The organism is Vibrio alfacsensis (assembly GCF_019670485.1).
Classification (GTDB): Bacteria; Pseudomonadota; Gammaproteobacteria; order Enterobacterales; family Vibrionaceae; genus Vibrio; species Vibrio alfacsensis.
Genome location: NZ_AP024165.1, coordinates 2,969,583 through 2,982,643 on the forward strand (window position 1 = coordinate 2,969,583; position 13,061 = coordinate 2,982,643).

Sequence of the window (13,061 nt, forward strand, 5' to 3'; positions counted from 1 at the left end):
CCTTTATTCCTACAAAAAAACTATCACTTACATAAATAAAAACGGCTTGTTTCTTTGCAAATTCTGTCGCTGTTCTCGTTTTCTGCATCGTTTTTCCACCACCTACTCTTGCAAGCAATAAAAAAAGAGCAGAACGATAACGAACTGCTCTTTGGTCTTTGCTTTTTACTTGGGGTATTTCAGGTGAAATCTTGGAAATATGTTTCTTCTATATATAGAAGAAAAGAGCAGAGCTTCCTTGCTCTACTTTTACGACAGATTAGTTGGGGATACCTATAAATGTCGTAGTGATTAAATGGCGCCTTGAACTGATATGAGTGGAGCATGCTTGCATTCTCAAAGCGTCATCTTCGGTCAAGAACTTAGTTCTTCAATACTTTTACGGTGTAGCTACCATCTTTTTGTTGGTATAGACCGTGGATGTCGGTTTCGAAACCAGGGTAATGCGCACCGATCTCACAAAGCATCTCTAGGAAGTCCAGCACAGGGCGAGACTCTTGAGTCACCATTTCACCAGGAAGTACTAGTGGCACACCTGGAGGGTAAGGAAGGATCATGTTCGCACTTACGCGGCCAACCATTTCTTCCAGTTTGATTTCTTCGATGTTGCCACGAAGCTCTTCTTGCCATGCTGCGTGTGGTGTTACTTTCATTTCTGGAAGTACATCGAACGCTTTGTACATTAGCTCTGGTAGGTTGTATTTCTTAGTTAGGTCATGAATTGCTTGTGCTAGTTCTTGAACGCGCATGCCTTCATAGAAGCTTGGGTCTTCGTTGTATAGCGAAGGTAGGAAGCTCTTGATGGTTAGGTTCAAGTCGTAGCCACGTTTAAATTCAGTTAGGCCACGTAGCAATTGCATTGCTTTTGATTTGTCGATACCGATTGAGAATAGGAACAACAAGTTGTATGGACCTGTTTTCTCTACCACGATGCCGCGCTCGTCTAGGAATTTAGCCACCAGCGAAGCAGGAATACCTGATTCTTCTAGTTCTCCTTCTTTATTCATCCCTGGAGTCAGTAGCGTTACTTTGATTGGGTCAAGATACATGTGATTGTCATCCATGTTCTTGAAGCCGTGCCATGTGTCGCTAGGATCCAGTTTCCAACATTCAGTGGTATCGATGTTTTCTGGTTGCCATACATCGAAGAACCAGCTGTCACTTTCTGCTTCCAGACGTTTGATCTCTTTACGGAAGCGGATTGCGCGATCGATAGAGTCTTGCATCAACTTCTTACCCGTGTTGCCGCGCATCATTGCCGCTGCAGTCTCAGTAGAAGCAACAATACCGTACTGAGGTGAAGTTGAAGTGTGCATCATGAATGCTTCGTTGAAAGATTCTTTATCAAAATCACCTTTCACATGGATCATTGAAGCTTGTGAAAATGCCGCCAACAGTTTGTGTGTTGATTGTGTTTCATAGAACACTTTGCCTGGCATCGCTTCACCACTCATACCACATTTACCTTCGTAAATTGGGTTGAAGTTAGTGTAAGGCACCCAAGCACTGTCGAAGTGGATGTGTTTACAATCTAGCGACTCTTTGATGAATTGTGTGTTGTACAACAGGCCATCGTAAGTTGAGTTAGTCACTACTGCATAAGATGGTGCTGTTGCACCTGGTGTTTTCGAAACTTTCTCTGCAATTACATCACGGCTGAATTCACTTTGGGGAATACCACCAAGAATGCCGTATGCGTTACGAGTTGGGCGGAAGTAGATTGGTGTCACGTCGCTCATCATCATTAGGTGAGTCAGAGATTTGTGACAGTTACGGTCAATCAGTACTGTGCTACCCGCTGGTGCTGAGTACATACCGACAATTTTGTTCGATGTAGACGTACCGTTGGTTACGATGTAAGAGCTGTCTGCATTGAATGTACGTGCGATGTATTCTTCTGCATCTTTATGTGGACCTGAGTGGTCTAGTAGAGAACCTAGCTCAGGCATTGAGATTGATACGTCCGCTTTAAATGTGTTTGGACCGTAAAAATCATAGAAGATACTACCAGCAGGGCTTTTCTGGAATGCAGTACCACCCATGTGACCTGGAGTACAGAAAGTGTATTTACCTTCTTCTACGTATTTGAATAGCGCTTTAGTGAATGGAGGCATGATTGCATCTTTGTATGCCTCAGTCGCTTGGTTGATTTTGATAGCGATGTCGTCAGCCATACCTAAAGCGTACTCGAAGAAGCTCACGTTTAGACGTAGGTCTGTTAGTGAAATGTCTAGAGTAGACTGTTCGTTAGCAAATGCGTGAACAGGCAGTTTTTCGTTGATTTGGCTAATACGTTCACATAGCTCTAGTGAATATTTATCCCAGTCGAACAACACACCGCAAATGCGTGGGTTCATCTCAATCATTTTGATCAAGTCTTTATCATCTACTGGGTAAACCACTTCGTAGCCCGCTTTCTCAAGAGCAGCGTGAAGTTGACGAACTGGCTCTTCTTTAAAGAACACACCCATGTGGTTCAAGATAGCGAATATATTCATTTGGACATCTCCAAGGCGAATGAGGGCGCTCTTTGCCATTTACAGGCAATGAGTAAGGTGAGCGCCGCGTGAATTTGGGGTTTATGGGCTGGCACCGTAGTGCCAGCGTTTTGGGGATTAGTTGCTTGCTTGGGCAGGCATGTCGTCAGCGTGCATTTTCACGTACTGAGCAAGACCTGCTTTTTTGCTGTAGAACATCAAGATAACGAGAGAAACGATGAAAGTTGCTGTTAGCGTACCGCCCTCTGCACCCGCTAGTGCGATGAAGCAGAACAGACAAGCCACACCAGAGAACAGCATTACGAAGCCGTTGCGTGTTGTCATACCTTCGAAGCGAATCAAGTTAATGCTTGAGTAGAAATAAGGCAGCATAGTTAGTAGAACCGCGTCAGTTGTTAGCTGGTTGAATAGGTCTGATGCGTGTGCTGTTTTAGAGCTGAAGAACATCAGTACAACCATCAGTGCAGTCATCTTAATTGATGCAAGGATTAGACCTTTTTTAGGCACACCGTTTTTGTCAGTTTCGCCGTAGATTTTAGGGAAGTTGCCGTCGTTTGCTGCACGTTTACCCGCTTCACCTACTAACATCATCCAAGAACCTAGCGAAGTGAAACATGCTAGCGCTGTGAATGCTGATACGAATGGTGCTGTCCAGCTACCGAATAGCTCAGTGGTTGCTAGTGCAAATGGCGCACCTGATGCCGCAACTTCTGATGCTGGGAACATGCCGCTGATCATTTGAGTTGATAGGATGTAAATCACACCTGCGATACCAGTACCTAACATAGTTGCTAGTGGTACAGTACGTTTAGGGTTCTCTACCATACCAGTAGATACCGCTGCTGATTCCACACCTACGAATGACCATAGACAGATAAGAACCGCTGTTACTACCGCGTGGCTGTCAGTGCCTGCTGATACGTTCCAGTTTTGGCTGTAAAGCGCAGTATCGAAGTGCGTCCAACCAAATGCGGCTGTACCAACAACTGGGATAAGAATAAGAACTAGACCAAGCGTACATAGACGGCTTACCCAGCTACCACCAAGTAGGTTAACAAGAGTGAAGATCCATACTGATGCAATCGTCGCAATACCTGCTGGGATTGGGTTATTAAGCACAGGGAAGAATACTGAAAGGTAAGAAACACCTGTAATAGCAATAGCCAGGTTACCAATCCAGTTCGCATGGTAATAAAGAACGCCCGTTTGGAAACCAAATACAGGAGATACTTCGCCAGCGTAAGCGATAGGACCACCTTCTTGAGGGTTTTTGGTTGCCAGACGAGCGTAAACAAACGCCAGACTCAGTGCACCGACCAAACAGATCAGCCAACTGAAGATTGAAACAGAGCCTACAGAAGCAAGGCTAGAAGGTAATAGTGCGATACCACTACCCATCATGTTACCGGCTACGACACCCGTACAGGCAATAAGGCCGATTTTTTTCGCATTCGATGACATAACATCTCCAAATCTATTCTACTCGAGTCAACATGACTCAAACTGAACGGTTATTAGCGAGATGCTATGAGGAAGAACCTGCTCGACCTCGCTAAATTTCGAAGTGAAGACTACGCCCAAAAACTGGGAAAAAAATAAACTTGGGGTTATCAATAAAATAATTAGCCCATCGGTATAAAACTGAGATAAACCTGATAAACTAAAAAACATAAAATCAATATATACAAACACTTAAACTTAAAAGCTAAAGTACTCATATTCAAAAGGTAAAAATATCAACCTCAGCCTATTTTCCATAAACCTCATAATCCACCATCATTCCAATAAAAGGGCGTATTAATTACTCAAACTGTTGATGAATGCTCTTACCCCTGGCCAACAGCAATTGATGTGCATCAATGTTGTGATAGTTCATTGCTCATTAATGAATAAAGACCGCTCTTATTGCGGATAAATAACCTTGCAATTGCTACTTACAAGATCATTTCAACACTGAACGAGGTTCAACCTTATGAGTTTAGGCATAACGGAATGGACAGGTAGTAAGTAGTAAGCAGTAAGCAGTAAGCAGTAAGCCAATAACTCTCCATAGAAACCATCACGTCAAACCATATTTCTCAAGTAATCTAACGATGAGTGGAGCGGGAAAGATGCAACAATTTTATCTGTCACATTTCAGGACGAGGCAAGGGCAATAGGGCAATAAGACAATAGATAGCAAAAAGCCTTCCACCAAAGTGAAAGGCTTAATCTACATTCATTAAAACATTAGATATCAAACAGTATTACTATATACCGTTTTAGCAAAGCGCTCACATTACAACATGCGTACAACTGACGGGTGCACGGCTCGATACATAGCGTAATCAATGGCTTTCATGTTACTTGGGAAGACCAAGTTCTCACACAACAGATAGGTTTCAACAGAAGTATCAATATAAAATGCTTCACTGTAAGACTCACTTGCCCAATCCAAGTCGCCATCCAATTCAGCATGCTTGCCTCTGATCACGTAAGACAACACTGAATCTCTAATTTCAAGCGCCTGATTTAAATGCTGTTTTGCGGTATCAACATCCCCAACGATGGTTTCATGCAGCGCCAATGCCTCAAAGATACGGGGCTGAATAGGCCCAACCATCACTTCTGAATTCGTTTCCAGCGCATCACTGAGTTGTTGTACTCTTCCCTTTCGCAACTCTAGAGCTGGATCAAGTGCTTTCTGCACATGGTAAGCAATCAATAATTCAGCTTGTACATATGCATTCTCTGGCTCGATTTCTAGAATACTCTCCATTAAGTCAATGCCACGTTGGAATTGATTCACATCTGATACATTCAAGTAATGGTTCGCTTGGATAAATAATTTGAGCGCTTCAGGATTAGTTGGCATTCCCGCCACCAGCACCTGAGACTTTTCTTTAGCATCTGGAACTTTCAGAACATGCATCAAATCCAAAGAGGCTTGCTGTAGTACGGTCTTCAAATGATTATCTGCCAATGCATATTGACGACTGAACAGTACTTTTTCTGAGGAATTGTTGCGATACTCAACTTCTAGAAAATTACCACCCTCGTTCGCTTTCACTCGAACCACTACCGATTTCCCGGGTACGATGCCATTAGTAAAGGTGGCTTTCTTGAGCATCACCCGATAATCACTGACTTGGGCAATATCCGCCATCAATTTCTGAGCAAAACCATCTGCAAGCTCGTAGCTTAAACTGTCTCGACTAAAATCATCTTGGAACTTGAACTCGATTAAATGAGTATCAATGGCTTGAGTAATACGAACTTCTGACTGCTTGTAGGTAAATACTCCCATCACCACGACCAAAAGACTGATCCAAATGAAGTTCATAAAACCTAAACGCCAAGGACTGATTTTGTTGGGTTTACGAGGAGCCTTTTTTTTCTCTTTTGACATCTCGCACACCGCACGAGTTAAAGGCCCTGCTGGGAATGCAATACTAGGTGTTGGCGCATCAAGTCTGACTTCTTCAACGCTTTCAACATCCGGAAAAAGAGCCTCTGCATCACAATGACGGCTTGCCAGAAATTCCTCGTGCGTCATTGGCGTGACATTAGCCACCAGCTTATAACCTCGTTTAGGCACAGTGATCACATAGCTGATGTTTTCTTCTCTGCCATCACGCAACAACTTACGCAGCTCGAAGATAGACTGCGTTACCACTTGGTCAGTCACAATCGCACCCGCCCAAACGTATTGGATCAGCTCTTCGCGATTGAACACTTCACTGGCATGCTCAGCAAGAAAGTGCAGCAGGTTAATTAAGCGCGGTTCAACGGAAACTTCCCTGTCTTGTCGATACAGCTTATTTTCATCAACGCTTAAAACCCAATCATTGATCTGAAAATAGACTCCAACCATGTATGAAAACTCTCGTATCTAAAAGACAGCGCCGTTTAGGAATAAGTGGAATTACGTATTCTTTGGGTCGGCTAAAGGCGAGATTATAGGCGGTAAAACGGCCTGGACCTAGAAAAGCAAGCCGTCAAAAATGCAAACTTAAGTTAAGTGTCAGACGATTCCAGTGCCGCAAGGATAGAACAATGGCTGGCATCATCGTTGTTGTGCCCACAACAAGCATCGTTAATTCTCTTTAATGCCGTACGAATTCTATTGAGTTCAGCAATCTTGTCATCTATCAACGTTAACTTAGCAGAAGTAATGGCTTTTACCTCTGCACAGCTGTGTTCAGTGGCCTCTAATTTTATCTCTAGAAGCTCTTTAATCTCTTCTAAACTTAAGCCCAACTCTTTTGCTTTAAGAATGAAGCGCACTTGCTTTTGGTTCTCTTCATTATATAGACGATAGCCCGAGTCACTTCGTCCTGCAGGCTTAATCAATGTATTTTTTTCGTAGAAACGTAATGTATCGGCAGTCACACCGCAGCGTTTTGCCAGTTCACCTATCTGAAACATAACTTCCCTTATTAACTATCTCGTTACTTTAAAAGCTAAATATCGTGGTTTTCATAATTATTTTTGAGATGCCAAACGATTGCGCGAGCTTTTTTGTAATAAATTGGTTAGAATACGCGCCATCAAATAGTGGAGGCTGCTTTATAGCCAGAGAGCTATCGACCTAAAAAGCTCTCAACAAAGGTCTTTACCAAAACTGGCCAATATTTTACCCCAAGAGGTAAAAACAAGTTCATTTTTGGCAAACATCTTTAACTCCGTGAATTTGAGGAAAATGGAAGCATGAACAACGCTCGTCCTATTCGCCGTGCGCTTATCAGCGTATCAGACAAAACAGGTATTGTTGAGTTTGCACAAGCTCTTGCTGAGCGCGGTGTCGATATCCTATCGACTGGTGGTACTGCTCGTCTACTTGCAGAGCAAGGCATCGCCGTGACTGAAGTCTCTGATTACACTGGTTTCCCAGAAATGATGGACGGTCGTGTTAAGACGCTTCACCCAAAAGTTCACGGTGGTGTGCTAGGTCGTCGTGGTCAAGATGATGACGTAATGGAAAAGCACGGCATCAATCCAATCGACATGGTCGTCGTTAACCTATACCCATTTGCAGAAACCGTTGCCAACGAAGGTTGTACTCTTGCTGACGCGGTTGAAAACATCGATATCGGTGGTCCTACTATGGTTCGCTCTGCTGCGAAAAACCACAAAGACGTGACTATCGTCGTTAACGCAGGCGATTACGGACGCGTAATTGCAGAGATGGATGCAAACGAACAATCTCTAACTCTAGAAACTCGCTTTGACCTTGCTATCGCTGCATTTGAGCATACTGCAGCTTACGATGGCATGATCGCAAACTACTTCGGCACTATGGTTCCATCTTATGGTGAGAACGAAGAGGGTGATGAACTTTCTCCTGAAAACAAGAGTAAATTCCCTCGCACATTCAACCAACAGTTCGAGAAGAAGCAAGACATGCGCTACGGTGAGAACAGCCACCAAGCAGCCGCTTTCTACGTAGAAGCAACCCCACAAGAGGCCTCTGTTTCTACTGCTCGCCAAATCCAAGGTAAAGCCCTTTCTTACAACAACATCGCAGACACTGACGCAGCACTTGAGTGTGTGAAAGAGTTCAACGAGCCAGCATGTGTGATCGTAAAGCACGCGAACCCATGTGGTGTAGCTCTAGGTAAGGACATCCTAGAAGCGTACAACCGCGCTTACCAAACTGACCCAACCTCTGCATTCGGCGGCATCATTGCATTCAACCAAGAGCTAGACGCTGAAACAGCGCAAGCAATTGTTGAACGCCAATTTGTTGAAGTGATCATCGCGCCGTCTGTTTCTGCTGAAGCGATTGAAGTGGTTGCGGCGAAGAAGAACGTACGTCTACTTGAGTGTGGCGAATGGTCAACGAAGACAACTGGCTTTGATGTAAAGCGCGTCAACGGTGGTCTGCTGGTTCAAGACCGTGACCAAGGCATGGTAAACCTAGATGACCTGAAAGTGGTTTCTAAGCGTCAACCAACAGAAGAAGAGCTGAAAGATGCCCTATTCTGCTGGAAAGTCGCGAAATACGTTAAATCAAATGCGATTGTTTATGCCAAAGGTGACATGACTATCGGTGTCGGCGCAGGTCAAATGAGCCGCGTTTACTCAGCAAAAATTGCTGGCATCAAAGCCGCAGACGAAGGTCTAGAGGTAGCTGGTAGTGTGATGGCCTCTGATGCGTTCTTTCCATTCCGTGATGGTATCGATGCAGCAGCAGAAGCTGGCATCAAGTGTGTGATTCAGCCTGGCGGTTCTATGCGTGATGACGAGGTTATCGCTGCAGCAGACGAACACGGCATGGCAATGATCTTTACGGGTATGCGTCACTTCCGCCACTAATTCATATTGTTAGGTCCTAATTACTAGGCCCTTGGGTGGTTAATAGCCCTGCCTTAATCAGGGCTAAACAGAATCATTTATAAAGGATTTTAATATGCGAGTTTTAATCATTGGCTCAGGCGGTCGTGAACACGCGCTAGGTTGGAAAGCAGCACAAAACCCAAATGTTGAGACTATCTTCATTGCTCCGGGTAATGCCGGTACTGCACTTGAGCCTAAGCTAGAAAACGTCAATATCGCGGTAGAAGACATTGCTAGTTTAGTTGCTTTTGCAAAAGAGAAAGCCATTGAACTGACCATCGTTGGTCCTGAAGCGCCGCTGGTTATCGGTGTTGTGGATGCTTTCCGCGAAGCCGGTCTGCCAATCTTTGGCCCGACACAAGCAGCAGCGCAGCTTGAGGGCTCTAAAGCGTTTACTAAAGACTTCCTTGCTCGTCACCAAATCCCGACGGGGGCATACGCAAACTTCACTGAAATTGAACCTGCACTGGCTTACGTACGTGAACAAGGTGCGCCGATTGTGGTGAAAGCTGACGGCCTTGCCGCCGGTAAAGGCGTTATCGTTGCGATGACACTAGAAGAAGCCGAAAACGCAATCAAGGACATGCTAGCAGGCAATGCCTTTGGTGATGCAGGCAGCCGTGTGGTTATCGAAGAATTTCTAGATGGCGAAGAAGCAAGCTTCATCGTGATGGTGGATGGTGAGAACGTTTTGCCAATGGCCACCAGCCAAGACCACAAACGCGTAGGCGACAAAGATACCGGTCCAAACACAGGCGGCATGGGCGCTTATTCTCCTGCTCCAGTGGTAACATCTGAAATTCATAACCGCATCATGGAAGAAGTGATTTACCCAACAGTGCGTGGGATGGCTTCAGAAGGCAACCCTTACACAGGTTTCCTATACGCGGGTTTAATGATCGATAAAGACGGTACGCCGAAAGTGATCGAGTACAACTGCCGCTTTGGTGATCCAGAAACGCAACCGATCATGATGCGCATGGAATCGGATCTTGTTGATCTATGTCTGGCTGCTATTGATGCCAAACTGGATCAAGTGGAATCAAAATGGGATCCACAAGCATCGATTGGTATTGTGTTAGCCGCCGGAGGCTATCCTGCTGCGTACAACAAGGGCGACATTATCTCAGGTCTTCCACAAGTTGAAATTGAAGGTGAGAAGGTCTTCCACGCAGGTACACACAACAAAGACGGCGACATTGTGACAAACGGCGGCCGTGTACTTTGTGCAACAGCACTTGGTAACAGCGTATCAGAAGCACAGCAACGCGCTTATGAACTTGCAAAACAGATCAGTTGGGATGGCATGTTCCATCGCAACGATATCGGCTACCGTGCAATCGCACGTGAGCAAGAAAAATAAAAACAACTTCAGTTGGCTAAAAAGACAAAAGGCGCATTAAGCGCCTTTTCAGATTGATGACGAACCCCGCTTTTTAAGCGGGGTTCTTTTTTGGAAGCGACCGTAGGTCGCGATCGCGATATTTTTTGTTATATCGTGCGCAGAAGTTTCCATTCATTACATAGGCATACAGAAGCAAGTATTTGCCTTATTTCTGCCATGTTTAAGCCCATTTTTCGTAGATAACTCATCACCAACGCTATCTTCTTGATGTTTTGAGCTGCTGCTGCCAACCAACATTGCATTTGCACATTGGCTAGACCTCGAAAGCGAGCATAACGATGACCATGATGTTGCTTGGCGTCTGCGAAGCTCCGTTCTACGGTTTCACTTCGACGTCGATAAGTCTTTTTTCCGTAGGAAGAGAGCCGCATTTGATTTGCTCTCTCTACTGCATCGCTATAGATATGCCGAGCAATCACTTTCTTCATGTTTTTGCTTTGAGTGCAGTCATTCCTCATTGGACAGAACGCACACTCTTTGGGGTCTGAATGGTATTCTCGGTAGGCATCACGTGATGTGGTTTTATAAAGCAACTCCTGACCATTCGGGCATTGGTAGCTGTCTCTTTGTGCGTCGTAAGTAAAGTGTTTCTTTTTGAATGTATTTTTCGTTCTCGATGGGCGTCGATAACCGAACACGCCAAGAATACCTCGACGTTCAAGTGACTCCGCCACTGGGGCGGTAAAGTAGCCTGCATCCAGTCCAACAGCTATCGGGTTCAATTGGAATGTGGCAAGCGTGTAATCTAAGCGTTGAACGTAAGGTTGTGAGTCATTGATGTTACCTGCAGTGGTATAGGTATCGAGGATAATTCCGTGTTGACCATCAACGGTTCTATGGTCGAGATAGAAGAAGCCTTGTGGCTTATTATCACGAGTCATGAAGCCACTCTCTGGGTCAGTAGTACTGGTTTTAGTATTCTTTGTTTTTGACTCTGATCCGCGAGCCTTAAGCGGCTTCTTGCCCGCTATTTCTCGGTCTAACGTGACGTCTTCATCCAGCATATCAAGATAGGCACTCGCGCGAACCGCCGTGACTTTATTGGTGTGTTTATTCTTGTTGGCGTTCGCTTTGAGATGAGTACTGTCCGTAAAGAGCTCTTGACCCGCGACCAAACCTTTCGATATGGCTTGCTCTACGATATTAATAAAAATACGTTCGAATACATCCGTGCCATTAAAGCGACGAATGCGGTTTTGGCTGAGAGTAGATGCGTGAATGACTTTCTCTGTTAATGACATCCGTAAGAACCAACGGTAAGCGACATTCACTTCAATTTCTTTAACGAGCTGACGCTCACTTTTTATGCCAAAGATGTAGCCAAGTAAGATGATTTTGAAGAGACGAACAGGGTCAACAGGTGGACGCCCATTATCTTTACAATAAAGATGAGCGACTTCATCACGAATGAATTCAAAGTCGATAGCATTATCGATTTTACGCACTAAATGGTCTTTAGGAACCAACTGTTCCATCGTTACCATTTCCAGTTCGTATTGTTGCGGAGTCGGTTCTTGAAGCATGTCGGAGTATCCATATTTCGATACCCCTATTAGATCAAAGGTCTAGCTTGAAAGCTAGACCTTTGTCAGCAGTCTGAAAAGGCGCATTAAGCGCCTTTTTTATTCATGTGACTCCACTAGCATGAAGCTAAGCTCAGAACTTACTCAGAGATCAGCTTTGGTCGTGGGATACAATCAAAGTTGTCATCATTAAGCATCAACAATTCGTCAACAGTTGCTGTATTACGTGACTCTTTGCCGATAAATGCAATGTAACTATCGACTGAAGCGAGTCTATCAATGACAAAATTCGGCAACGTTTGATTAAATTCTAACGTAGCGTATTCGCGTCCTTTACACGTTTCGAATGTTTCACCATCCCAATAGCCTTGTATTAGATTCTGACCATCTCGAGATTCTTGCTTAATCGAGTCAACAACACCATTCGCTTCCACCTTGTAGCGTCCTAGCTGCTCACGCTGTATTGGTAGCACCTTACCGTTCACACGATATTGCTGATAAATCGCATCACCATCTTTATTGAATCGAATGTGGATTTGAAAAGGCACTAACCCTTGCTTGGTATCAAGTAGCTTGCCTTTTCGAATCAACTCTCGCAATTCACCATCGTCCCAACGGTAGTCACTTTGATAATACCCATAATCCCCCATCGTGACATAGTCAGCCGCAGTACTAACCCGAGTGAGACGCTCGGTCATCCAGTACAAGCTGGTCGTGTCTCCCATGACTTTTCCGCCAGAGAAGTGAGTAAATTGTTCTAGATTTGGAGTTTCAACGGAAGCACAGCCTGCAAGAGCAAGACTTGTTAAGAGAAGTGAAGTGAGTAGATGTTTGTTCATGAAATTGCACCGAGGCAGGAGACCTCGGTGCATTTTAACTTAGTTTACTGATTCTTTCAGCGCTTTACCTGCTACGAATGCAGGTACGTTAGCTGCTGCGATTTGAATCTCATCGCCAGTCTTAGGGTTACGGCCAGTACGTGCAGCGCGGTGGTTTACTTTGAATGTACCAAAACCAATTAGTTGAACTTGGTCACCCTCTTTAAGAGCGCCAGTTACACCCTCAAGAGTTGCTTCAAGAGCAGCTTTAGCTTGTGCTTTAGATAGGTCTGCTTTCTCTGCAATAAAGTCGATTAATTGGGTCTTGTTCATTAGGTTTCCCTTCTCATATGTTATCGAATTCGTCTCACTCTAAAACATAAATGCCCCATCTGGCAAAGGTTTGTAAGCGATCTTTCGATTTTCTGACGTAGTTTTAGCCATAATATGAGTATTAACTCACAATTTGTTACTACTTGCTTAAGTAAACCCCTTGCTT

The 13,061-nt window shown here is 44.5% G+C and carries 9 protein-coding genes; 2 read left to right on the top strand and 7 right to left on the bottom strand.

Going from position 1 to position 13,061, the window contains the following annotated elements; all coding sequences use genetic code 11:
* Window positions 1–362 precede the first annotated feature (362 nt).
* From VA249_RS13715 to zntR, 4 genes are all read right to left on the bottom strand, one after another.
* Complete coding sequence (locus tag VA249_RS13715) at window positions 363–2,498, bottom strand: lysine decarboxylase CadA (protein ID WP_221068289.1); 2,136 nt, start codon at window positions 2,496–2,498, stop codon at window positions 363–365.
* A 117-nt stretch (window positions 2,499–2,615) separates the two neighbouring features.
* Complete coding sequence (gene cadB, locus VA249_RS13720) at window positions 2,616–3,959, bottom strand: cadaverine/lysine antiporter (RefSeq protein WP_128809910.1); 1,344 nt, start codon at window positions 3,957–3,959, stop codon at window positions 2,616–2,618.
* Between the two features lie 817 nt (window positions 3,960–4,776).
* Window positions 4,777–6,351: a lysine decarboxylation/transport transcriptional activator CadC gene (cadC, locus tag VA249_RS13725; RefSeq protein ID WP_221068290.1), complete on the bottom strand. Its 1,575-nt coding sequence runs from the start codon at window positions 6,349–6,351 to the stop codon at window positions 4,777–4,779.
* Between the two features lie 143 nt (window positions 6,352–6,494).
* Window positions 6,495–6,905 carry a Zn(2+)-responsive transcriptional regulator gene (zntR, locus tag VA249_RS13730; RefSeq protein ID WP_221068291.1) on the bottom strand — a complete coding sequence of 137 codons (411 nt, stop codon included), beginning with the start codon at window positions 6,903–6,905 and terminating at the stop codon, window positions 6,495–6,497.
* A 282-nt stretch (window positions 6,906–7,187) separates the two neighbouring features.
* On the opposite strand from zntR, the gene purH reads away from it, so the two are divergent.
* Entirely contained in the window at window positions 7,188–8,795 is a 1,608-nt protein-coding gene (purH, locus tag VA249_RS13735; RefSeq protein WP_221068292.1) for a bifunctional phosphoribosylaminoimidazolecarboxamide formyltransferase/IMP cyclohydrolase, read from the top strand.
* Window positions 8,796–8,889: 94 nt separating this feature from the next.
* The gene (purD, locus tag VA249_RS13740; protein WP_221068297.1) at window positions 8,890–10,179 is read left to right on the top strand and encodes a phosphoribosylamine--glycine ligase; all 1,290 of its coding nucleotides are present in this window, start codon (window positions 8,890–8,892) and stop codon (window positions 10,177–10,179) included.
* Between the two features lie 128 nt (window positions 10,180–10,307).
* Here the strand turns inward: purD and VA249_RS13745 are convergent, their stop codons facing one another.
* From VA249_RS13745 to hupA, 3 genes are all read right to left on the bottom strand, one after another.
* Complete coding sequence (locus VA249_RS13745; RefSeq protein ID WP_221067583.1) at window positions 10,308–11,744, bottom strand: IS1182 family transposase; 1,437 nt, start codon at window positions 11,742–11,744, stop codon at window positions 10,308–10,310.
* A 140-nt stretch (window positions 11,745–11,884) separates the two neighbouring features.
* A complete protein-coding gene (locus VA249_RS13750) occupies window positions 11,885–12,583 on the bottom strand; it encodes a DUF1481 domain-containing protein (protein WP_221068299.1) in 699 nt (232 codons plus the stop codon).
* Window positions 12,584–12,622: 39 nt separating this feature from the next.
* Window positions 12,623–12,895 carry a nucleoid-associated protein HU-alpha gene (hupA, locus tag VA249_RS13755; protein ID WP_005433627.1) on the bottom strand — a complete coding sequence of 91 codons (273 nt, stop codon included), beginning with the start codon at window positions 12,893–12,895 and terminating at the stop codon, window positions 12,623–12,625.
* Window positions 12,896–13,061: the final 166 nt, after the last annotated feature.

Coding starts and splice junctions, on each gene's coding strand:
- purH (WP_221068292.1), top strand. CDS start 7,188: ATGAACAACGCTCGTCCTATTCGCCGTGCGCTTATCAGCGTATCAGAC.
- VA249_RS13750 (WP_221068299.1), bottom strand. CDS start 12,583: ATGAACAAACATCTACTCACTTCACTTCTCTTAACAAGTCTTGCTCTT.
- VA249_RS13715 (WP_221068289.1), bottom strand. CDS start 2,498: ATGAATATATTCGCTATCTTGAACCACATGGGTGTGTTCTTTAAAGAA.
- cadC (WP_221068290.1), bottom strand. CDS start 6,351: ATGGTTGGAGTCTATTTTCAGATCAATGATTGGGTTTTAAGCGTTGAT.
- hupA (WP_005433627.1), bottom strand. CDS start 12,895: ATGAACAAGACCCAATTAATCGACTTTATTGCAGAGAAAGCAGACCTA.
- VA249_RS13745 (WP_221067583.1), bottom strand. CDS start 11,744: ATGCTTCAAGAACCGACTCCGCAACAATACGAACTGGAAATGGTAACG.
- cadB (WP_128809910.1), bottom strand. CDS start 3,959: ATGTCATCGAATGCGAAAAAAATCGGCCTTATTGCCTGTACGGGTGTC.
- zntR (WP_221068291.1), bottom strand. CDS start 6,905: ATGTTTCAGATAGGTGAACTGGCAAAACGCTGCGGTGTGACTGCCGAT.
- purD (WP_221068297.1), top strand. CDS start 8,890: ATGCGAGTTTTAATCATTGGCTCAGGCGGTCGTGAACACGCGCTAGGT.